Annotated in this window: 20 protein-coding genes and 3 pseudogenes; 16 read left to right on the top strand and 7 right to left on the bottom strand. The window is 56.1% G+C overall.

Features of this window, described 5'->3' with window-relative positions:
- Positions 1 to 96 precede the first annotated feature (96 nt).
- From RBB80_RS02160 to RBB80_RS02120, 9 genes and pseudogenes are all read left to right on the top strand, one after another.
- Entirely contained in the window at positions 97 to 1,011 is a 915-nt protein-coding gene (locus tag RBB80_RS02160; RefSeq protein ID WP_433966699.1) for an SIS domain-containing protein, read from the top strand.
- Between the two features lie 334 nt (positions 1,012 to 1,345).
- Positions 1,346 to 2,221, top strand: a pseudogene (locus RBB80_RS02155) (Ig-like domain repeat protein); the annotation flags it as partial.
- Positions 2,222 to 2,337: 116 nt separating this feature from the next.
- Positions 2,338 to 2,472 (top strand): annotated as a pseudogene (locus RBB80_RS02150) (FG-GAP repeat domain-containing protein); the annotation flags it as partial.
- 36 nt (positions 2,473 to 2,508) lie between these two features.
- Positions 2,509 to 2,835 (top strand): FG-GAP-like repeat-containing protein, encoded by a 327-nt coding sequence (locus RBB80_RS02145; protein ID WP_433966698.1) that lies wholly within the window; start codon positions 2,509 to 2,511, stop codon positions 2,833 to 2,835.
- On the top strand, positions 2,832 to 3,761 hold the full coding sequence (locus tag RBB80_RS02140) for an Ig-like domain repeat protein (protein ID WP_433966697.1): 930 nt from the start codon (positions 2,832 to 2,834) through the stop codon (positions 3,759 to 3,761). The genes RBB80_RS02145 and RBB80_RS02140 overlap by 4 nt, the downstream gene beginning before the upstream one ends.
- The gene (locus tag RBB80_RS02135; RefSeq protein ID WP_433966696.1) at positions 3,725 to 4,924 is read left to right on the top strand and encodes a beta strand repeat-containing protein; all 1,200 of its coding nucleotides are present in this window, start codon (positions 3,725 to 3,727) and stop codon (positions 4,922 to 4,924) included. Before RBB80_RS02140 ends, RBB80_RS02135 begins: the two co-directional genes overlap by 37 nt.
- Positions 4,924 to 6,594 (top strand): beta strand repeat-containing protein, encoded by a 1,671-nt coding sequence (locus tag RBB80_RS02130; protein WP_433966695.1) that lies wholly within the window; start codon positions 4,924 to 4,926, stop codon positions 6,592 to 6,594. The genes RBB80_RS02135 and RBB80_RS02130 overlap by 1 nt, the downstream gene beginning before the upstream one ends.
- A complete protein-coding gene (locus RBB80_RS02125) occupies positions 6,591 to 8,381 on the top strand; it encodes an Ig-like domain repeat protein (RefSeq protein WP_433966694.1) in 1,791 nt (596 codons plus the stop codon). The genes RBB80_RS02130 and RBB80_RS02125 overlap by 4 nt, the downstream gene beginning before the upstream one ends.
- A gap of 198 nt (positions 8,382 to 8,579) precedes the next feature.
- Positions 8,580 to 8,975 (top strand): annotated as a pseudogene (locus RBB80_RS02120) (outer membrane beta-barrel protein); the annotation flags it as partial.
- A gap of 240 nt (positions 8,976 to 9,215) precedes the next feature.
- Here RBB80_RS02120 and RBB80_RS02115 read toward each other — a convergent pair.
- From RBB80_RS02115 to RBB80_RS02105, 3 genes are all read right to left on the bottom strand, one after another.
- The gene (locus RBB80_RS02115; RefSeq protein WP_433966693.1) at positions 9,216 to 9,545 is read right to left on the bottom strand and encodes a hypothetical protein; all 330 of its coding nucleotides are present in this window, start codon (positions 9,543 to 9,545) and stop codon (positions 9,216 to 9,218) included.
- Positions 9,530 to 10,489 carry an APC family permease gene (locus RBB80_RS02110; protein WP_433966692.1) on the bottom strand — a complete coding sequence of 320 codons (960 nt, stop codon included), beginning with the start codon at positions 10,487 to 10,489 and terminating at the stop codon, positions 9,530 to 9,532. Before RBB80_RS02110 ends, RBB80_RS02115 begins: the two co-directional genes overlap by 16 nt.
- A 121-nt stretch (positions 10,490 to 10,610) precedes the next feature.
- Positions 10,611 to 11,306, bottom strand: coding sequence for a YggS family pyridoxal phosphate-dependent enzyme (locus RBB80_RS02105; protein WP_433966691.1), 696 nt, complete (start codon positions 11,304 to 11,306; stop codon positions 10,611 to 10,613).
- 58 nt (positions 11,307 to 11,364) lie between these two features.
- Here RBB80_RS02105 and RBB80_RS02100 point away from each other — a divergent pair, with 58 nt between their 5' ends.
- Positions 11,365 to 11,694, top strand: a complete 330-nt coding sequence (locus RBB80_RS02100; RefSeq protein ID WP_433966690.1) for a DMT family protein — start codon at positions 11,365 to 11,367, stop codon at positions 11,692 to 11,694.
- Positions 11,695 to 12,294: 600 nt separating this feature from the next.
- Here the strand turns inward: RBB80_RS02100 and RBB80_RS02095 are convergent.
- On the bottom strand, positions 12,295 to 12,864 hold the full coding sequence (locus RBB80_RS02095) for a TetR/AcrR family transcriptional regulator (protein WP_433966689.1): 570 nt from the start codon (positions 12,862 to 12,864) through the stop codon (positions 12,295 to 12,297).
- Positions 12,865 to 12,945: 81 nt separating this feature from the next.
- Here RBB80_RS02095 and RBB80_RS02090 point away from each other — a divergent pair, with 81 nt between their 5' ends.
- Both RBB80_RS02090 and RBB80_RS02085 read left to right on the top strand, forming a co-directional pair.
- Positions 12,946 to 13,335, top strand: a complete 390-nt coding sequence (locus tag RBB80_RS02090; RefSeq protein ID WP_433966688.1) for a DUF5367 family protein — start codon at positions 12,946 to 12,948, stop codon at positions 13,333 to 13,335.
- Between the two features lie 69 nt (positions 13,336 to 13,404).
- A complete protein-coding gene (locus RBB80_RS02085) occupies positions 13,405 to 14,196 on the top strand; it encodes a hypothetical protein (protein WP_433966687.1) in 792 nt (263 codons plus the stop codon).
- Positions 14,197 to 14,285: 89 nt separating this feature from the next.
- Here the strand turns inward: RBB80_RS02085 and RBB80_RS02080 are convergent, their stop codons facing one another.
- The 3 genes from RBB80_RS02080 to trxB all read right to left on the bottom strand — a co-directional run bounded on the left by RBB80_RS02080 (position 14,286) and on the right by trxB (position 17,005).
- Complete coding sequence (locus tag RBB80_RS02080; RefSeq protein ID WP_433966686.1) at positions 14,286 to 14,996, bottom strand: hypothetical protein; 711 nt, start codon at positions 14,994 to 14,996, stop codon at positions 14,286 to 14,288.
- 97 nt (positions 14,997 to 15,093) lie between these two features.
- Positions 15,094 to 16,005: a DUF3592 domain-containing protein gene (locus RBB80_RS02075; protein ID WP_433966685.1), complete on the bottom strand. Its 912-nt coding sequence runs from the start codon at positions 16,003 to 16,005 to the stop codon at positions 15,094 to 15,096.
- Between the two features lie 46 nt (positions 16,006 to 16,051).
- Positions 16,052 to 17,005, bottom strand: coding sequence for a thioredoxin-disulfide reductase (gene trxB / locus RBB80_RS02070; RefSeq protein WP_433966684.1), 954 nt, complete (start codon positions 17,003 to 17,005; stop codon positions 16,052 to 16,054).
- A 39-nt stretch (positions 17,006 to 17,044) separates the two neighbouring features.
- Here trxB and RBB80_RS02065 point away from each other — a divergent pair, with 39 nt between their 5' ends.
- The 4 genes from RBB80_RS02065 (at position 17,045) to RBB80_RS02050 (ending at position 21,081) form a co-directional block, all read left to right on the top strand.
- The gene (locus RBB80_RS02065; protein ID WP_433966683.1) at positions 17,045 to 17,290 is read left to right on the top strand and encodes an allantoinase; all 246 of its coding nucleotides are present in this window, start codon (positions 17,045 to 17,047) and stop codon (positions 17,288 to 17,290) included.
- A gap of 90 nt (positions 17,291 to 17,380) precedes the next feature.
- Positions 17,381 to 18,157: a hypothetical protein gene (locus RBB80_RS02060; RefSeq protein ID WP_433966682.1), complete on the top strand. Its 777-nt coding sequence runs from the start codon at positions 17,381 to 17,383 to the stop codon at positions 18,155 to 18,157.
- Positions 18,158 to 18,259: 102 nt separating this feature from the next.
- Complete coding sequence (locus tag RBB80_RS02055; RefSeq protein WP_433966681.1) at positions 18,260 to 19,951, top strand: hypothetical protein; 1,692 nt, start codon at positions 18,260 to 18,262, stop codon at positions 19,949 to 19,951.
- Entirely contained in the window at positions 19,924 to 21,081 is a 1,158-nt protein-coding gene (locus tag RBB80_RS02050; RefSeq protein WP_433966680.1) for a hypothetical protein, read from the top strand. Before RBB80_RS02055 ends, RBB80_RS02050 begins: the two co-directional genes overlap by 28 nt.

Raw genomic sequence — 21,081 nt, 5'->3', positions numbered from 1 at the left:
GACGTTTCAACCCGTTGTGGATGCCCTTGGGGGCGGGAGCGGCTCGTTATTGCCGCCAGCGGTTCTAGTCGACATGCGGGTCTTGCTGGTGAAATCATGCTTGAAGATCTGGCTGGAATCTCTGTCGATGTCGAATACGCGAGTGAATACACCTATCGCTCAACCCATACGCTGCATAACCCTGGCGTTGTCGTTATCTCCCAGTCCGGGGAAACGGCCGATACGCTAGCCGCTCTCCGAGAGGCCCAGGCCCGGGGACTGGCCACCGTCGCAATCACCAATAACGCTCGTTCCAGCATGGCAACGGAGGCGAGCGCCTCGATGCCAACTTTCGCCGGAGTTGAGAAGGCCATCCCCGCAACAAAAAGTTTTACCACGCAGCTCGCCGTACTCTACTCTCTCGCTCTTCACCTGGCTCGCGTTCGCGGTCGGATGACGCTCCAGACTGCTGAGGCGCACGGTCGCCAACTTCAGGAGATCCCCGGTCTTCTGCAGACCGCATTGCCGGAATGGCAGAAACAGATTGAAGCGCTGACACCTCAGCTGGCAAGCTCTCGCACGCTGCTTTACCTCGGTCGCGGCGCTCATTATGCGATCGCCAGGGAAGGAGCGCTTAAGCTTAAGGAATCCGCATATTTGAATGCCGAAGGATATCCTTCGGGCGAACTGAAACACGGTCCCAACGCTCTCGTCAGCAAGGACTCTCCGCTAATTATGATAGCCACGGCCGACGCTGGTGATCCCGATTCACTATTGCGTTACTCCAAGGTTCTTCAGTTAATGAAGGACATGCGGGCGCAGGGTGCAACAATTATCGCCCTGGCGACGAAAGGAGATCGGGAGGTCCCTCAGTGCAGCGACTCCTGCCTCTTTATTCCTGCTAGCAACGATCTGCTCTCGACCATTCTAGAGGTCGTGCCATTTCAACTGCTCGCCTACTCTCTGGCGATCAGTCGCGGCATCGATGTCGATCGGCCCAGAAATCTGGTCAAGGCTGTTATAGAGGAGTAGTTCCGGACAAGCTTCCATTGCTAATCCGACCCTTAGTCTTACACATCGGGTATAACTTCTGGCTCTAGCGTGTCTACCTTTGTCCCACTTGGGCGGAGGCGAGTCGCGTCTCATTTCATTTGGAAATTCATCCCAACCACAATTACAGCCAGAGTTAGCTTGTGCACAGGCAAACCTGCGCCGTTCCATCCGTTGATCCTCCTGACTGTACCAAGCGAGACAAGGACCAAACGAGCCAAAGCTACAGTGCAACTTTCGTGTAATAGGTAGTGCTCACTCAGGAGGTTACGGTGGGTACTAAAGTTTGGTCGAAGTAACGAGCCAAGGGGACCCTATGAAGCGCTTGTCTCACCGTTCGCCTTGTTTTTCTGTCTCGGTATTCATAAGCATCTGCCGAACACGAGCTCTTTTCCCCCTCGTGCTAATGTCAATTCTTTCCTCAGCGGCTTTTGGAACAACGCCTAACCTAACGCCAACTGTCACGACATTGGCAATCTCAGCGACTTCTGTCGCCTATCAAACACCAATTATTCTGACGGCAACCGTTACAGCAGGAAATTCGCCAATCAGTGCCGGTTTGGTGCTTTTTTGTGAGGCGACCGCAAAGTTTTGCGAAAATAACTCGGCTTTGGGGATTGCGCAACTGACCTCCCCTGCAGCAACCGCGTCCGTAAAAATCGGCAGCGGACCGATTGGAAATCACAGCTATAAAGCGGTCTTTAGAGCTAATAATATCTATGCCACTAGTGAGTCCAATACAGTCACCTACGCAGTCACAGGCACCTATGCTTCGACCCTCACTTTGGCATCTACAGGTCCCATCGGCAACTACAGTCTCACAGGAACGGTCGCTGGCTTTGGCTCGCTTAATACGGGACCCACCGGTAGTATTTCGTTTCTAGACACCAGCACAGGTAACAGTTTGCTTGGTACTGAGAACCTGGATGTATCTACGCTTTCGACAACCTTTCTTCAAAACCAGCCATTCGCCATAGGAGGCAATGGTACCACTCTGAGATCCGTGGCAATTGCGTCGGCCTATCTCGACACCGACAACAACCTAGACGTCGTCACCGGAGACGCTGCCCAAACGATCTCTGTACTTCTTGGTAATGGAAATGGAACCTTCAAGCCAAAGGTAAACTACGCCGGATGCGTCGTTGGTAAAGCGCTCCAGATTGTCCTCTCCGATTTCAACCGAGACGGCGTCACTGACATTGCCCTCGGCTGCTCCGATGGCACAAACGGTGGTCTAGTGATCATCCTCGGCAGTGGAGATGGTAAGTTTCAGACCCCCGTTTATTATCCGACGGGGATGTCGCAAGCATTGCCGTTGGAGATTTCAATGGTGATGGTCTTCTGGATATTGCGCTCTCTAATAGATCACAGCAGAATGTCACAATTTTTATTGGCGATGGGAACGGCAAGTTTCTCCCTGAGGCAGTACCTCTTCTCACTCCCGCTCTTGTCCATGGCTTGGTGGTAGCAGATTTTAACTTGGACGGTAAGGACGACGTAGCCTATGCCGTCGATACCGCAACACCCAATAGTTCGTTATCAGATCTTTACCTTGCCCTTGGAAACGGAGACGGCACATTCCAGGTCCCTACTTCTCCTATGGCGACACAGATAGGCGAATTCCTTACTGCTGGCGATACAAACGCCGACGATTTCCCAGATATTGTCTCAAGTTCGATCACGCGGCCAGGTAATGGGAACCTCATTGGCAACAGTCTCTTCGTTCTTCTGGGAGACGGGAAGGGAAACTTTCAGACCACCACTTATGTCTCTGACATTCCATCGGACCCCACCTTGCGGACGTGAATGGCGATGGAATCCCTGACATCATTGCAGGAGGCAGTACCGGCGCTCTGGTTTATCAGGGCAATGGCGATGGAACTTTTCAGAACTATCAAGAGCCCAGCATAGGTGGCTTCGCCCTCACGTACGCCGTAAATGCCGGAGACTATAACAACGACGGCAACGCTGATCTCATCGGAACAGATGCAGACACGCCCCGCGCGGCGGTTTCTCTAAGTCAAGTCCAACAAACATCTATCGCCTCTGCCCTCACCCATGTCGCGGTGTTTCCTCTCGGAAGTGGCGTTCATAACGTGGATGCGAGTTATTCTGGTGACTCCATTTACATAGGCAGCCTCTCCGCGACAGTCCCACTTACTGCCGCGCCGGTAAATACGACACTCACTTTGACGGCATCTTCAACCTCAGCTATTTTGCCTGGTCAGTCTGTAGTGTTGACCGCTGTCCTGTCTCCCTACACAGTCGGACCACCGACTACAACAACTAATACCGAGCCTATTAAGTTCTTCACCGGAACTACCTTGCTTGGTTCCGGAAAGCTTGTGAACGGAGTAGCCACCCTGACGACAACTGCGTTGCCCGTAGGAGCCGACGCCCTCACTGCCGCATTCGCTGGAGACTCAAACTACAACCCCAGTAATTCGAACACGGTAACTGCGACAGTTTCTAATGTCCTGCTGAGTTCTTCGCCAAATCCATCAACTTATTTACAATCTGTCACCTTCACCGGAACCGTAACTATTGGAAAGACCGGGACAATAACCTTCTTCGATGGCACGAAGAACATTGGCAGCGGCATTATATCGGGAGGCACCGCAACACTCACAACTTCTAGTCTTTCGGGGGTGCGCATAGCATCACAGCACAATATATTTCCAACAAATCCCCTGTCGTGGTTCAGGTCGTCAATAAGGCGACACCAACTGTAAGTGTCACAACCTCCGGGCCCAGCAACTACGGCGACACTGTTACGATCACAGCTTCGGTCCCCGCTGACGCGACTGGCACGATTGTCTTTACGAGCGGCAGTATCTCCGTTGGCTCGGGAACCATCGCCGGTGGCACAGTATCAGTAACTACGAAGCTGCTGACACCGCCAAGCGATCTCATCACCGCCACTTACAGTGGTGATGGCAACTACAACTCTGCTGTGGGAACTACTCTGCAGACTGTGGCTAAAGACAGCCCCACATCGACTCTGACTTCCTCAGTAAATCCTTCCCTACCCGGAGGTCCAGTCACATTCACAGATACGTTGTCGGCAAACCTGGCTGGTACGGTCTCATTTGCGAGCGGTTCGACCCCTCTTGGGAGTGCAACACTGGCGAACGGTGTCGCCACATTTACGACCTCGACGCTTCCTCTTGGTAATAATCTCATCACTGCGACATACGGTGGAGACGGAAATGATAATGCTTCCACCTCTACCTTGACTCAAGTCGTTGCGAAGCTGAGTCCTGCGGTGACAGTTACTACATCCGGGTCTAGCATCTACGGCCATTCCGTCGCGATCACTGCGTCCGTGCCGCTCGGTCCGACCGGCACGATCACGCTCACCAGTGGCGGCGTCACCCTGGGATCAGGCGCAGTCACCTCAACTTCCGGAACAGTGACGATATCGACCACGATATTGCCGGTAGGAAGTGATCCGATCACGGCAAACTACAGCGGAGACAATGTTAATAATCCGGCGACAGGATCGACGACGCAGACGGTAACGAAGGCAACTCCTATCGAGATGCTCTCTTCTTCGATGAATCCGTCTGCTGCAAACCAGTCAGTGGTCTTTACCGCGTCTGTTCCTTCCAATGCAACCGGTACAGTGACCTTCACTAACGGGTCGACTGTTTTGGGCACCTCAACCTTGATCAGCGGGATAGCGACGGTAAGCAGTACATCTTTGCCAATCGGTTCCAATACGATCACCGCGACCTACAACGGCGATACGAACAACAACACCGCGACGGCAACTCTGACCCAGATAGTCAATAAGGCGACTCCGACAGTGGTTGTTACTACCTCCGGATCGAGCACGTATGGAAGTCCTGTGACGATCACGGCGACAGTCCCCCTGGTACCACTGGCACGATAATGATCACCAGCGGAGGAACGACCCTGGGCTCTGGAACAGTGAATCCGACAACCGGAACTGTAACCGTCACCACAACAACTCTGCCTGTTGGCAGCGATCCCATTACTGCTTCCTATGGGGGTGATACGAATGACAACCCAGCCACTGGCAGCACCACGCAAACCGTGACCAGGGCTACTCCGACGGTAACTCTAACCTCCTCCGCCAACCCATCTGCGGTGAATCAGTCTGTGACCTTTACCGCCTCGCTTCCGTCTGGCGCAACCGGTACTGTGACCTTCACAAGTGGTTCGACTCTCCTCGGAGCCTCAACGATAACGGGCGGAGCAGCAACCATCTCTACTTCCACCCTGCCAACAGGAACCGACCCCATCACTGCCACCTACAACGGCGATATCAATTACAACTCCGCAACAGCTACCCTAAATCAGTCGGTCGGAAAAAATACACCGCCCGTGACGGTGACAACCTCTGGATCCAGCACCTACGGTGGTTCAGTCTCGATTACGACGACCGTTCCACCTGGCACAACCGGCACAATCACGATTACTAGCGGCGGCTCAACTCTTGGTTCAGGAACGGTGAATCCCACAACCGGAACGGTGACGATTACTACGACCACGCTCCCAGTAGGCAACGATCCAATTACGGCTTCCTACGGGGGCGATACAAACAACAACCCCGCCACCGGCACCACCACCCAGATTGTGACCAAGGCCTCCCCTCAAGAGACCCTTTCTTCGTCGATCAACCCATCTGCCGCTAATCAGTCCGTTGTCTTCACCGCATCTCTTCCGTCGAGCGCGGCCGGAACAGTAACCTTCACCAGCGGATCGACCGTCCTGGGCACATCCTTATTGGCGAATGGCATAGCTACAGTAAGCACTTCGACGCTTCCAATCGGTTCTGATCCGATCACTGCTACGTACAATGGCGATGCAAACAATAACTCTGCAGCCGCAACTCTGACCCAGACAGTTAACAAAGCTACTCCAACCGTCATTGTCACTACCTCTGGTTCGAGCAGCTATGGCAACCCGGTTACTATTACGACGACCGTGCCTCCTGGCACAACTGGCACAATAACGGTTACCAGTGGCGGCACGACGTTGGGGTCCGGCACAATAAATCCCACGACCGGAACCGTAACAATCACCACAACGACGCTCCCGGTAGGCAGTGATCCGATCACAGCCTCCTACGGTGGCGATACGAACGACAATCCCGCAAACGGCTCAACTACCCAAATTGTGGCAAAAGCAACTCCTACAATAAACCTCACATCTTCCAGTAACCCGTCTTCTTTGAATCAGTCTGTAACGTTCACAGCCACGCTTCCCACCGGCGTAACTGGCACCGTGATCTTCACGAGCGGGTCGACCATTCTGGGGTCGCCAGGCCTGACCAACGGCGTAGCAACAGTAACTAGTTCCACGCTTCCGAGCGGGAGTGACACAATCACCGCTACTTATGGTGGTGATGTTAGTTACAACAGCGCAGTGGCAACTCTTATTCAGTCAGTCGGTAAGACGACTCCTACGGTTATCGTTACGACTTCCGGATCGAGCACGTATGGAAGTCCCGTCGCGATCACGGCGACGGTCCCCCCTGGTACCACTGGCACGATAACAATCACCAGCGGAGGAACCCCCTGGGTTCTGGAACAGTGAATCCGACAACCGGAACTGTAACCGTCACCACAACAACTCTGCCTGTTGGCAGCGATCCCATTACTGCTTCCTATGGGGGTGATACGAATGACAACCCAGCCACTGGCAGCACCACGCAAACCGTGACCAGGGCTACTCCGACGGTAACTCTAACCTCCTCCGCCAACCCATCTGCGGTGAATCAGTCTGTGACCTTTACCGCCTCGCTTCCGTCTGGCGCAACCGGTACTGTGACCTTCACAAGTGGTTCGACTCTCCTCGGAGCCTCAACGATAACGGGCGGAGCAGCAACCATCTCTACTTCCACCCTGCCAACAGGAACCGACCCCATCACTGCCACCTACAACGGCGATATCAATTACAACTCCGCAACAGCTACCCTAAATCAGTCGGTCGGAAAAAATACACCGATCCTGCCCCCGCCCGTTGTAACGTCGTCTAACCTACCCCTCAATACACCTGAAGCTATTACCGAGACAGTCCCGACAGGTGTTACAGGCACAGTTACTTTTTCCGACGGCACAATTCCATTAGGATCAGCGATCATTGTGAATGGAGTTGCAACTCTTACGGTTCCATCGCTTCCGCTCGGAGTTGATTCCATTACTGCAGCCACCTCTGGAGACGTAAATAATAACCCGGCTACGTCGCCACCTACTCTTGTAATGGTAGGAAAGACGGCCACCGTTATAACCCTAACGTCATCGACTAATCCATCGGCAATTAGTCAAACTATAACCTTCTCGGCGGGAGTACATTCTGGGGCAACTGGTTTAGTAACCTTCTTCGACGGGCCGACCACTTTGGGCACTGGAGTGGTCAATACTTCAGGAGTCGCAACCCTTTCCACATCTACATTGACGATTGGATCTCACCCCATCACTGCGTCTTATGGGGGCGATTCCAGTTATATTCCATCTACCTCCTCGGTGTTAGTACAGGTTATCAGTAAGATCCCAACCGTCGTCACTATTACTGCAAGTACGCCTGCCCAACTTATCAAGACTGGAATTACATTCACCGCCAACGTCACCGCTTCAAGCCCAAATGCTACGGGAACAGTAGCGTTCATGGATGGCACTACCGTACTGGGAACGACTACTCTCTCGTCGAATGGAGGCGTGGCTGTGTCGCTTAGCACTAATGCGAATGCTGCTCTACTTACTTCTAATCTGGCTATGGGCTCTCATCAGATTATAGCGGTCTATTCGGGAGATGGTTCCTTTGCCCCCAGTATGTCGGCTCCCGCGAACGACGTCGTGGAAGATTTCACGAACACAAATAGCGGCCCCGCCAGCCAGAACATCTTCCCAGGTGCGACTTCAAATTATAACTTCAACCTTGCCCCTGTTAGTGTTCCAACCTTTCTCGACGATGTGACACTAACAGTCACAGGCTTACCACCAGGTTCAACCTATACTCTTACTCCATCCACGGTGGCTGCTGGCAGCGGAGTCACCGGAGTTCTTCTGAGCGTTCAAACGAGCAGCTCTCTCAGTGCACAGAACCATCCACTCCGAGACACGCCTAACAAAAGAAACGAGCTGTCGATCGCTGTCGGAATGCTGGGGCTTCTAGGACTCGGAACAATCCGAAAGTTGCGAAACAAGATGCCTCGAACTTTGGCGCTCTCGCTAATAGCACTCGGCTCGCTTCTACCAATCGCTGCACTCAGTGGCTGCGCGGGTGGGTATTTCACTCTTACTCCGACCACCTACACTGTCACCGTTACCGGTATCGAAGGTACCGTCCAACATGCAGCAACCGCCACTTTGATCGTCCAGTAGGAGAGGAATGATGCATCTTCGAAGCGTCCTGCTTCTGACACTTCTATCCGTCTTGTCCGGAGTTCTGCATGCCCAGGCTATATCAATGGGTGGAATCAACGACGAAATACCGCGGTTCGAGGTAGGTGCCAACTATAACTACTTCCACGCGAACGCGCCCCGGGTCAGTGCGGTTGCTTCTCGCTCAATGGAGGGAGTGGAACGATACTCATGAACGTAACCCCAGTGTGGTCGGCAGTGGCCGATATCGCAGTCGCCCACGCTAATAACGTGGACAACACCTCTCAAAACATCACCATAGTAAACTACCTCTTTGGCGGGCGGTACACTCGTCGAAATTCAAGTCGTTTCGTCCCTTACGGTGAAGCACTGTTTGGTGGGGCGAAGGAAGATGTTAACTTTCATTTCACGATCAACCGCAACTCGTTTGGCCTGGCGGTTGGAGGAGGCGTGAGTACCCGACTGAAGCGAAGGTTGGGCTTGACCATCGCTCAAATTGACTACGTCTATACCCAAATCCCCAACGCTAAGAACGATCGCCAAAACAACGTCCGAATCAGTACAGGTATCGTCTATAACTTTGGCTTTAAGTAGCTTGAGTTGAAGAGCATATCGACCTGGTTCCATATGGTGCTGCTTTTTATGGACCGCGAAGCGATCCAATCAATAGCTGTGTTGCCAGCGAGCAGAGCCCCGATCGCCCCTGTCTCCGGCTTATCCGTTTGCTGATAGACAACGTGTTATATCTGCCGGAAACGATTGTTCGTCGGTCAGGTCATGGGACCCATGAGTTGCGAAATATTTCAGTTGATTCAGAGGCTAGCTCTTTTCGGTCTAGTTGCGGACGTTGATGTGGCGGAACGCATACACGACGGAGCCCGCTACCAGTATCAACCCGGCTGTCCGCATCTCTCGCAGGAAGTTCGGTCGTGAGAAGAGAATGAAGACAAATCCACCCAGCGCCAGCACCACAGGCAGCGGATAGAGTGGCATCCGAAACCCTCGCGTCTTGCGCTCGTGGCGATGCTTTGGTAGCAAAGCGGCCGTTCCCTGTAGTAAGAATTGAAACAAAATGCGAATCACTACAAGAGTGGTGATGACTTCCTGCAGCCGGAAGATGCAGCACGTCAGTGTTATGCCGCCAAGGGTCAAAAGGGAATGCATTGGGACTCGATGTTTCGGGTGTACAGCTCCAAACCATGAGGGAAGTTACCATCTCGTGCAGCAGCAAAAGGAATCCGCGAATATCCGAGCAATAACGCAAACACAGATGCAAGTGCTGCCACAGCGATGAGCAGAACGATCGCTCCGGCGGCGGCATGCCCATACAGCTTCTCTATAAAGAAGGCCATAGTAAACGTACGGGCATGGCTGTCGCTGTTCTGTGCCATCTCTCGCCATGGAAGCACGCCGAGAACGCTAATGTTCATCAGCACATATAGAGTTGCGACAACACCGATTGAGCCGAGCACTGTGCGGGGGATGGTTTTTGCAGGGTCGCGGACCTCGGCGCCCAGGAAGCAGACCCCGTAATAACCCCAATAATCGTAGGCTGAGATCAGCATTCCAGCGCCGAGGCCTGCGAAGAATGCATGGTTGATGTGAAAGGCCTCAGGTGGGAAGTCGAAGGCTAGACGAGGGCTGAAGTGCGTAAATCCAACCACGATCACTAACACCAGCGTGAGACCTACAACGACTCCAAGCCAGCGTGCGATTCGACCGATGGCGAAGATGCTGCGGTGCAGAACGACCAGGGCGGCAGTGCACGCACTCATCGCGATCAGCGTCTGTCCGCTTAGTACTACTGGAACCCCAAAAAGCGATGCGGATGCAAAAGGGTGGCTCGCGTTCGGAAGAAAGAACGAGATGTATTGTGCGAATCCGATGCATCCTGAAGCGATCGAGAGTGGCGCACTGATCAGGACTTGCCATGCGTAGAGAAATGAAAACGCCCGCCCCCAGGTCTTCTCTCCGTAGAGGTGTTTCAGGTAGGCGTAGGAGCCGCCGGCCTCTGGGTAGGCGGTGCCGAGTTCGCTCCAGATCAAGCCGTCGCAGAGAGAGAGGAGGGCGCCCATCAGCCAGCCGAGTATTGCCTGCGGTCCACCCATGACTCCGACGATCAGGGGAGAGTGACGAACGGGCCTACTCCGACCATGTCGATGACGTTGAGGCCGAGTGCAGCGCTGGTGGAGAGGCCGCGATGGAGCTCGTTTGCCTTGGGCTCGGAGTTCATCCGCTAGCCACGATCCGTTTGCCGAAGAGGGCGGTTCCCACGCGGACGCAGGTGCTGCCCTCTTCAATGGCTACCTGGAAGTCGTTCGACATTCCCATTGAGAGCTGCGTCAGCTTCGGGAAGCTAGCGAGCGACTGGTCTCTCAGGCTGCGGAGGTCGCGGAAGTATGGTCTCGCCGGCTCTGCGTGCTCGGACCATGGTGGAACCGTCATCAAGCCTACAGCTTCGATCGACTGGAGCGGCGCCATCGCCGCCAGGAGAGCGGGTAATTCTGCCGGAGCGAGTCCGTGTTTCGACTCCTCGTGGCTCAGCTTCACCTCTATCAGGATCGGCAGCTTCTTCCCCACTGCTTTGGCGGCTGCGTCGAGCCGTTGCGCGATCTTCAGCGAGTCGACTGCATCGATGGCGTGGAATAGCTCGGCTGCGCGGGTGGTTTTGTTGGATTGGAGCGGGCCGATGAGGTGGAACTCCGCGTCCTTCAGTGCGGTGAGGTGCTGGGACTTTTCTTGAAACTCCTGCACCCGGTTCTCTCCGAAGAGGCGCTGTCCGGCGGCGTAGGCCTCCAGGATGACCTCGACCGGATGGACCTTGCTGACCGCCATCAGGGCGACTTCGCTGTCGGAGCGATTGGATCGGCGGCAGGCTTCGTGAATCTGTTGCTGGAGGTTTTCGAGGTTCCCGGCGATGGTCATGCTCTTTGCATCTTATCGTTCAGCTTCTGATTTGATTGCATGGAGATTGAAACGAACTATGTGGACCATTTTTTTGCTGATTGGCTCGAATATCTTTATGACCTTTGCCTGGTACGGACACCTGAAGTTCAAAGAGGTGCCGCTGTGGAAGGTGATTGTGGTGAGCTGGGGCATCGCCTTCTTCGAGTACTGCCTGCAGGTGCCGGCCAACCGGATCGGGTCAAAGAGCTTCAGCCCGGATCAGCTAAAGGTGATGCAGGAGGTGATTACGCTGACGGTCTTCGGCGTCTTTTCGACCTTTTACTTCGGCGACAAGCTGCACTGGAACCACGTTGCGGCCTTTGGCTGCCTGATCGCCGGTGCGTTTTTCATGTTCCACAAGTTCTAGTCACTTCGTGACATGTATACCCCTTCGGTTGGTCCTCCCGTTGGTCGGAAAGAAGATGACTCGCGACCATCGGAAAGCGCCTGGGCGAAGCCGGTATACATGTCACGAAGTGACCGCTGCCCGCGCAGGGCGCCCGTCCGGCAGGACACAGCTTCGATCTATGCCGTACCGAGAAGCTGCCAGGTCCGGCCTGACCCCCTCCCCCTATTACCGGGGAGTAACTCCTTTGTATAGAGTCGTTTACGGGAAGTTGTCTCTTGTAAATAATTCCATCCAAAGGACTTGCTTGCAGAATATTGTTTCTAAACGGGTTATACCGAAAAAGACAAATACAGGGATCGTTCCACTTCGGCCGGGCCAGGATGACACCCTTATTTGTCCTCTGTATCCAGTATAGAGAGTTGGGCATAACTGATACGCCACGCGATTGTTCAAGCCTGGCGGGGGTGTTTGCGTTTTGTGGGCTTGACATGGTGTTTTGCTGGCGTTTCAGTGGTGTTGCGTGGTGGGCTTTTTGCACTGGGTAAGAGCTATGGTTTGTCGGGTTCTTCGAAGAGGGATGGGTCTGGCCGAAGAGCTCCTGCAGGATTCAGGGTATTGTTAGCCGAGCTTTGAGATTTGTCGAGATTGTTTCTCAGAATCAAGTCGTTTGCAGAGACGATGGAGCATACGTCTCCCCCGCTTTGCGTCGCCTGTGATGAGATAAGCCAGAACCGCCCCCTGGAATGATTGCAGGACGTCTTCCACTACATCCTTTTCGGGGAGATAGTTCAACAACAGTTCTACCCACAACCGCTGCTGTTCGATATAGAACTCGTAAGCTCGGCTAGATCCATTCCATGCACGTCTTGAGATGTCCATGATTAGCAGCAACACACCCTTTGAGGCCGGGTCGGTCGTTCTCTTCCAGAGTTCGGACAAGACCTGTTGCAGGGAAATACCTGGGGGTAGGTTATTTGGCGCAAACTGCGCGCGAAGCCGATTCTCCAACAGCTCCATTGCACGTTCTTCAATCGAGTCTCGGCCGCCAAAATAATGGATCAGCATACGCTTGCTTACTCCGACGTCAGCGGCGAGCTGGTCCAGACTTAGGTCCAGCGTTCCCGAGCGGATGAATGCGCCAAGGCATTTCAGGATGATCTCACTATGGTCCGACGGGATTGCGCTCATGACCTTCTTTTTCGGCATGAACCATATGGTACATTTGCTGCATGTACCGAATGGTACATAGACGTTCTATGAGGAGGATTCATGAGTTTACGAAGCCGCATCATCCTGTTCGCCCTTGGACTGATCATTTGGATCGTCGGTTCGATCTACTACGCGTACCGGGGTCCTCAAGTTCTAGAGGCAACCAAACTGAATTATTGGGTTAGCTTCTTCGTGTCACCGGTTTTGACTGCAATCCTAGTAGTCTTCATTCTGAAACTCCTTCGGATCGTGCCCTCAGATTGGGCGTCGGCAGCTTTGCTCCTTGCGATTCCAGGCATGGTTGGAGAGGCCGTCGTCCTATCGCATCTTTCAACGTTTATGCCGAGGATTCAGGAATCATCGGGAGGGCGCTATGGAGCTTTTCTGTTTGCTACGTATGCTCTGGTCCTTGGAATCGCCGAGTTCATGACGTTGAAAGCTGCGACATAAGGAATCTTCTCCTGTGAACGCTGGTTTTGATAAACTCCTCGCCCCGAAGTTCGGGGATGGAGGTTTGCGATGAAAAAGCCTTTGTTTGTTTTAGGACTCGCGGCCCTGTTATCTCCTACGCTGATGGCGCAGAGCGCCTTCGATGGTACGTGGAAGGTCGACATGAGCAAAGTCGATTTTTCGAAGAAGCCTGACGTGTTCCTGCTGCAAGGCGGAATGTATGCGTGCAAGACCTGTGTTCCGCCGTTCGAGGTCAAAGCGGATGGCACAGACCAAGCTGTGACCGGGCATCCGTACTTTGACAGCGTCGCGATTAAAGTTGTGAGCGACCACGAGATCGAAGAGACGGACAAGAAAGACGGCAAGGTTGTCGGAACTTCGACCACGACGGTCTCGGCGGACGGCAAGACCGCGAGGTTTAGCTTCAGTGACAGCAGCGATACCAACGGCGGTCCTCCGGTGACGGGCAAGGGCGAAGCAACACTGGTAGCGAAGGGCCCGGCGGGGTCGAATGCGATCTCGGGTTCGTGGCGAACCACGATGATGGAAGGACTGTCGGACAATGCCACGGTCTGGACGTACAAGGTCAGCGGCGAGGAGATCACGATGACCGCTCCTACCGGCCAGAGTTATACCGCCAAGCTGGATGGCACCGAAGCGCCGATGAGCGGCGATCCGGGCGTGACGAGCGTGTCCGTGAAGATGAACGGCAAGAATACGCTGGAGGAGACGGATAAGCGCGACGGCAAGGTGATCTCAGTGTGGACGGTGACGGTGGCGCCGGACGGCAAGACCGCCAAAGCCACCAATGAGGATAAGCTGCAGAATAAGACGACCAAGTACGAAGCAACAAAACAGTAGGCTCCGGGCCGCGACTCAGGCTTCACGGAGAGTTAGAAGATCTGTCGCAGCTGTTGCCATAAGCGACAGGTCTCGGAGCTATGGGACGATCAGTCGGCGACCATGAGTTCGCCTGGCACGATGGGGCGAGTGCGGGGGAGCGTGCCTCGGTAGGCGGCGAGGCCCATGAGGAGGAGGGCAGAGGCGAAGATGGCCAGTTTTGTGAGGCTTGCTGCGCGGGTTTCCGGGAGGGTCTTCCAGAAGGCGAGGAGGAGCGCTTGTGAGATGGTTACGGCCCAGACGGAGCCGTAGAAGTATCGGCGTTCTGTGCCTTCGCCTTGGGTGGACGGCCTTACGCGTGGCAGTAGGCCTGCGGCACCGAGCAGCAGGATCGTTCCGCAGAGAGGGAAGTAGGCATAGCGGTAGATCTGCTGCATGTACCAGTGGCCGGTGGCGGCTGCGATCAGAAGCCCGCTCAGGTTGAGGAGTGCGAAGCTGAGGACTGCGTTCCAGGCGAAGGTGTAGCAGACGCGGCGGTAGAGGGATTTGGCTTGTCCTCGTCGAAGCGGAGGATGTAGGGGCGCGGCTCGGAGCCGGGAAGGCTGCCGCGCAGGGCGGCGATGCCGGTGCCGATCAGGACGGCGATCAACCATGCGAGGTTGCCGCGTCCGAAGCCGTGGGCAAAGAGAGAAGGTCAGCGGACCGGGGGCGAGGAAGAAGACCCAGATCCATATGGGCCAGTGAGCGAGGCGGTAGAGCGCGGTGTTGCGTTCGCGTATCTTCCGCTGCTGAGCATATTCGAGCTTGCCGCTGTATTGCATAGGGCTGAGTTTCGCAGAGGGGTCGGGGGCGGGTCAATCGACCGGATGATGGTCTAGCGGCCGTGTTCTTCGGTTACTTATTTGGGAGTGAGGGTGATCATGAGTGATCAACGGGCGCCGAGCTTCGCGATGCACTGTACAAGATAGCCAAAGCGGCTGAATAGAAAGCCATCCAGTGTCCGGAGAATCCTCTCCATACTGCCGCTGGAGGATTTGCTCCGTTTTCTCCATTGGGAGCATTGACAATGAACAAAAGGAAGTTGACCATCGCATACCCTCCAAATGCGTAGACCATGTAACGCATCCAGTCAGGCGAATTTTTTAAGACGACCTTCCAAAAATCCTTGCGGTTCATAGTCCCAACGAGTCTTTGGGCAACAAGCATTGCAGGCAGCCACACAACGAAGATTCCAATGTGAAGAATCCAGAAAAAGGATTCAGGGGCCACACGCTGTCCCATCACGGCGCCAAGATGGACCCACAGGCTCAATACGAGCCCGACGACGGAGAGAGCAATAAAGATTGGGAGAAGAGAGCTGATCAACGACGGTATTGACCTTGGTGGTGGCAACGACGCGGGAGGTACTGGTGTGCGGCTCTGGAGCAACAATTCGACGTCGCGTTCGAGCAAAGCGGAACGCGAAGGCTTTTCCGGGTTGTAGTGAACTGCTATTGCCTTACCTTGAAGATCGCGAACGAATTCTTCGGCCTCGTCTGCGGTGGGGATGTCGCGAGTGTAACGGCCGGAATAGCTGACGCCAGCGAAAGAGTAGGAGTAGAGGAGCTCGGCTAGATAGTGGCCACTTTTGACGGATAACGAGAAGGTAGGTTTCGAGATTTGTGCAGAGTCGATCCGGCCATCGGCAAGCGGCCAGCTCTCTCCTCTGCCACGTTGTATCCAGCGCCAAGTTGGTTTAGCTGCGCCGATCAAGACGAATGCCGCCCACACGTAAACCACCCAAGGCCATGTCGAAGGACTACTCCAGACTATCGGACCTGCAACCGTCATCGTGCGTCGGCTCTCCCGCGAAGATCGTCCCGGACAGTCTACTCGATCAACGGCCGTACTCTTCGAGGTACTTTTCGACCTCGAGCGCGGCCATGCAGCCGGAGCCGGCGGCTGTGATGGCCTGGCGGTAGCGACGGTCCTGGATGTCTCCGCAGGCGAAGACGCCGGGGATGATCTCGCCGTTCAGGGTGGTGAAGACATTGTTGCGTGTCTGGATGTAGCCTTCAGGGTCGAGGTCGAGCATGCCCCTGAAGGCTTCGGCGTTGGGGATGTGGCCGATGGCGAGGAACATGAAGGCGACGGGCAGGACGTAGGCTTGGCCGGAGACCTTGTTTTTGACGCGAAGACCTTTGACGTCCTTTTCTTCAACGCCGAGGACCTCTTCGACGACGGTACTGGAGAGGAACTGGACCTTGGGGTGAGCTATGGCGCGGTCGAGCATGATCTTGGAGGCGCGGAACTTTTCGCTGCGGTTGATGATGGTGACCTTGGAGGCGAAGCGGGTGAGGAAGAGGGCTTCTTCCATGGCGGTGTCGCCGCCGCCGATGACCGCGATCTCTTTTCCGGAGGCGAAGAAGCCGTCGCAGGTGGCGCAGGAGGTGACGCCGTGGCCGATGAGGGCCTGTTCGGAGGGGAGGTTCAACCAGCGTGCGCTGGCTCCGGAGGCGATGATGAGAGTGCGGGTGTGGATGGTCTCCTTGCCGAGGTTGAGGGCGAAGGGCCGCTTGGTGAGATCGATGGAGCTGAGGTGGGCCAGACGCAGCTCGGCTCCGAAGCGGATGGACTGCTTCTTCATGTTCTCGATGAGGTCTGGGCCCTGGACGCCCTCGGGCCAGCCGGGGAAGTTCTCAACCAGCGTGGTGATGGAGAGCTGGCCGCCAGGCTCGTGGCCTTCGAGGACGAGGGGTTTGAGGTTGGCGCGCGCTGTGTAGATGGCAGCGGTAAGTCCGGCGCAGCCTGAGCCGAGGATGACAGTGTCGTGCGTTATGTTTTCGGGCATATAAGCTCCACTAGTGTAAATGCGCCACGAACGAAAAAGATGCAAACCGGCGTTTTCGGTGCGTTTGGTGAAACAATTGAGGCTATGGCAAACCTGACCTTGGTGTATGGAATGAGGCTGTTACCTGCAGATGAGATCGCGTCGGTGGGCGAGGCGCCCGTAACCTTGAAGAACGGCAACGAGGCGCATGTGACGCTGCATGTGTTGGAAGGGAGCAGGGAGCAGATCGAGGCTCAGCTGCGAATGAGTATTGACGCGTTCTTCGACTTTTACCCGGAGATCTAACTGCCGGAGTCGGCGCAGTGTCCGAAAATAGGACAACCGTTCGTAACGTGACTCTCCTGACGAAGAACAGGGAGAGGACGGAGGGACGGGATGGCCTGCATGGCTGGAATCGCGCCAGTGGCTGGAATGGGCCGGACGCTGCGAGTTTTCGTTCGGCTGCGCGCCATTGCCATGGCCGCGCTGCTGACGGCTGGGGGAGCGTGGGGTCAGGTGGCGTCGTCTGCAGGATCGCAGACGGTTACGGACGTTCTGCACGAGATGTCGGATCGGGCGGACGTGATCTTCATGGGGCAGGTGCTGACGGTTCGTCTTCCCGGCGGTGCCGGACCGACTTCGGGGATCGTCGAGGTCGATTTTCGCGTCGATCAGGCAATTCGGGGATGCAGAGCCGGCGAACCGTACGTTTTGCGCGAGTGGGGTGGACTTTGGGCCGGAAACAGCCAGAGGTATCGCGTGGGGCAGCGGATGCTAATGCTTTTGCATGCTCCGAGCGCGGGTGGGATGAGTTCGCCGGTTGGCGGGCTTGACGGAGCGATTCCGATTCGCCAGAGCACGAGGGTGGCTGCGGTGGCGGAGAGTGCAACGGAGGGGCCTTCGTTACCGTTTGTCGATCTTCGCTGGCTGGGTGCGAGATTGGCGCGCGCGGTCTCCTACCGAAGCGGGCCGGTGCGGCCAGCGGATGCGTTTCCGCAGTCGCGGGCGACGCAGCAGCAGGTGGTTACAGCGGGTTCAACTGTCGGCGATGTGATTCTGCCTCTGGGGTATCGCAGTGCCGCAGATGCGTCGATCCCTGCGCAGCAGGCGTCGGTGGATGTGGTGCTGGGCCTGTTGAACTCGTGGCAGAAGGCGCAGCATGTCACGCCCTGACGCAAGCTCACGAACTCGTTTTCGGATACTGCAAACCCTCTGCACGCTGATGATCTGCTGGTTGGGAGGCGCCGCGACCGTTTGGGCCGGGGGCCGCGGTGGGTGACTGGGCCGCCCTACTTTACGACCTCGGGGGTTCCGGTGGTCTGGTACACGAATCAGCCGCTTTATTTCACGGACCCCGGAGATTTGAGCTCGACGGTGAACCACGCGGCTGCGGACGCTCTTGTGGCGGCTGCAGCGGCCGTGTGGAATGTTCCGACCGCGAGCCTGGTGCTGTCGCAGGGTGGCGCGTTGGATGAGCATGTCAGCGGAGCCAATGCTTTTCTAGGAGCGAATGGGCCGATCTTTCCGGCCGATGTGCAAAGCACTAACTACCTCGCCAAGCAGATCGCCGTAATCTACGACAGCGATGGGTCGGTCACCGATCTTCTGTTGGGCAATGGTGCGAGCGACCCTTCGGGATGTCGGCAGAATGGCGTGACCGAGAGCGTCGATTCGATCGTCCCGGCTGGATTCATTCAGCATGCGATTCTAATCCTCAATGGGCGGTGCACCGGGCCTGCTCCTCAGCAGCAGACGCAGTTGCAGTATCAGTTGATGCGGGCGTTTGGCCGCGTGCTCGGGCTGGGGTGGTCGCAGACCAACGACAACGTCTTTACCGACAGCCCACAACCGACTGCCAACCAGGCCCTGCACTGGCCGGTGATGCATCCGATCGACATCATCTGCAGCTCGTATACCTACCAGTGCATGCCGCAGCCGTTTACGTTGCGGCCGGATGATCTATCGGCATTGACACAGCTGTACTTCATCGCGCAAGGACAGGCGGGCCCGGGGAAGATGGATAGCCTACTGAACGCGAGTCTGGTTGAAGGACATTTGAGCTTCGCTACGGGAGAGGGGATGCAGGGAGTCAACATTGTCATACGCCGCTGGGCACAGTTCACACTTCCGGCGCAGATCGAAGATTGGTATACCACCTCTGCGGTGTCAGGTTCACTCTTTCGCCAGTCGAACGGCAACCCTGTGACTGGTCCCGACTCTTCGTTCGGCGGAAGCGAAGGGAGCCAAAATAACCAGTATGAGGGTTACTACATTCTTCAGCGGGTGCCGATGCTTCCAGGATCGTGGCAGGTATTGATTATGGAGACCGAACCCGTCAATCCTTTGTATACGGGGCAATATGCTGTGGGACCGTATGTTGCCAACACCGTCGGGCCTTCGGGATCGGACCCTGTGCAGCCCGAAGGACTTCTGGGCAGCTACACCCAGGCGTACCTTGACTTCTCACCGACGAATCCGGCGAACTCCTGCGATACTGGCGCGGACGGAACGGAGTCTGCTCCTGTGGCTGTGGCGTCGCAGGGATTGTGGTCGGGTTTGCTCTGCGGGTATGGACACTCCGCCTGGTCTTCGCTCTCGGTCAAAGCGAACCGCTCGTTTACGTTGGAGGTGACGGCGGAGGATGAGCAAGGGTTCGCGACAACGGCCAAGGCGATGCCGGTGATTGGGGTGTGGCATACGACCGATGCGCTGGGCTCTTTACCTGGAGTTGCCGGAGTGGGTGAGGCCTTTAACGGCGAGGCTAGCGGCATGACGGCGCTGACCACCTCGTTTACGCAACCGAATCAGTTACGAATTGCGATCGCCGATCAGCGTGGAGACGGACGGCCCGATTTCAACTACAGGGCGCGCGTGCTTTATGCGGATTCGCTGAGCCCTGCTACTGTGAGCGCTGCGGGGGCACAATCACCATCAGCGGAATGGGCTTTCGCACAGGAAATGCGGTGACGGTCAACGGTGTTTCCGCCACCGTTACGAGCTGGACCGCGAACACGATTGTGGCTACGGTGCCCTCGATTCACGCTCTCGGCTCAAGTACGGCGCTGGTGGCCGATGTCGCGGTGACGGATCTTTCTACGGGTGGGACGACGGTGATGACGCAGTCGCTGAGCTACGCTGCGCCGGTGCCTGTGCTCAGCCTGGTGAGTGCGCCATCGGGTCTGGTGCAGCTTGCGCAACCTGCGTCGACGCCGTTTGCCGTGAAGGTGCTGAATGGCGATGGAGCGACTCCGGTTGTGGGCGAGGCTGTCACCTTTACTGCGAGTACCGGCTTGGTGCAGTTCTCCGCTTGTGGAGCAGCAAGTTGCACCATCAGTACGGACGCGAATGGCGTGGCATCGACGCTGGTGACTCCGCTGAGTGCGGGTCCGATTACGCTGCAGGCGGCGGGAGTGGATGGCACCGCCGCTGCTTCTTTCACTGCGGCGGCGCGCGTCCAGGCCGTAACGGCGGTACAGGCGATGGAATACATTGCAGCGGGTGCGACCGTTGCGTGGACTCCAGAGGTAACCGTGAGCGATAACTTTTCCTCTACTGCAGGGGTGCCGGTTCGCTGGCAGACGACTTCTGGACCGGTCTCTGTGACGCCGGCGAGCTCTCCTGTGAACCCGCAGGGGATGGCGCAGACCCTTGCAACGGCTGGTCCGTTGGCGGCTGGGACCCAGGCGACGCTGTCTGGCTGTGCCTGGACGAACGTCTGTGCTTCGTTTACTACGGTGGGCGTCGACCTTGCAGACCTGCGCGTGATCGCGGTGAGCGGAGCTAATCAAATCGTTTCCGCGAATGGTACGATCACGCCGGTTGTCCTGCAGGTTACGGATACGGCGTCTCATCCTGTTGCCGGCGCTGTGGTGCAGATCTTCCAGACGGTCGATGCCTGGCAACCGGCGTGTCCGGACCGGGGTCGTTGTCCGATCGCGCCTGTCCTTGCCTCTTCGCAGTCTTCAGCTATCTCCGACGCGAACGGTCTGTTGACGATTGTCCCGCAGCAGATTTTGGGTGTGGCCGAGACGACAAACCTCGCCGCGGCTACGGGCACACAGGGTTTTATTTCGCTTACGTTACAAAAACAGCCCTGA

Origin of the sequence: Tunturiibacter gelidiferens, from assembly GCF_051013345.1 — a bacterium.
Classification (GTDB): Bacteria; Acidobacteriota; Terriglobia; order Terriglobales; family Acidobacteriaceae; genus Edaphobacter; species Edaphobacter gelidiferens_A.
The sequence above is the reverse complement of the archived record's forward strand: the minus strand, read 5'-3'. Positions and strand labels throughout refer to the sequence as shown.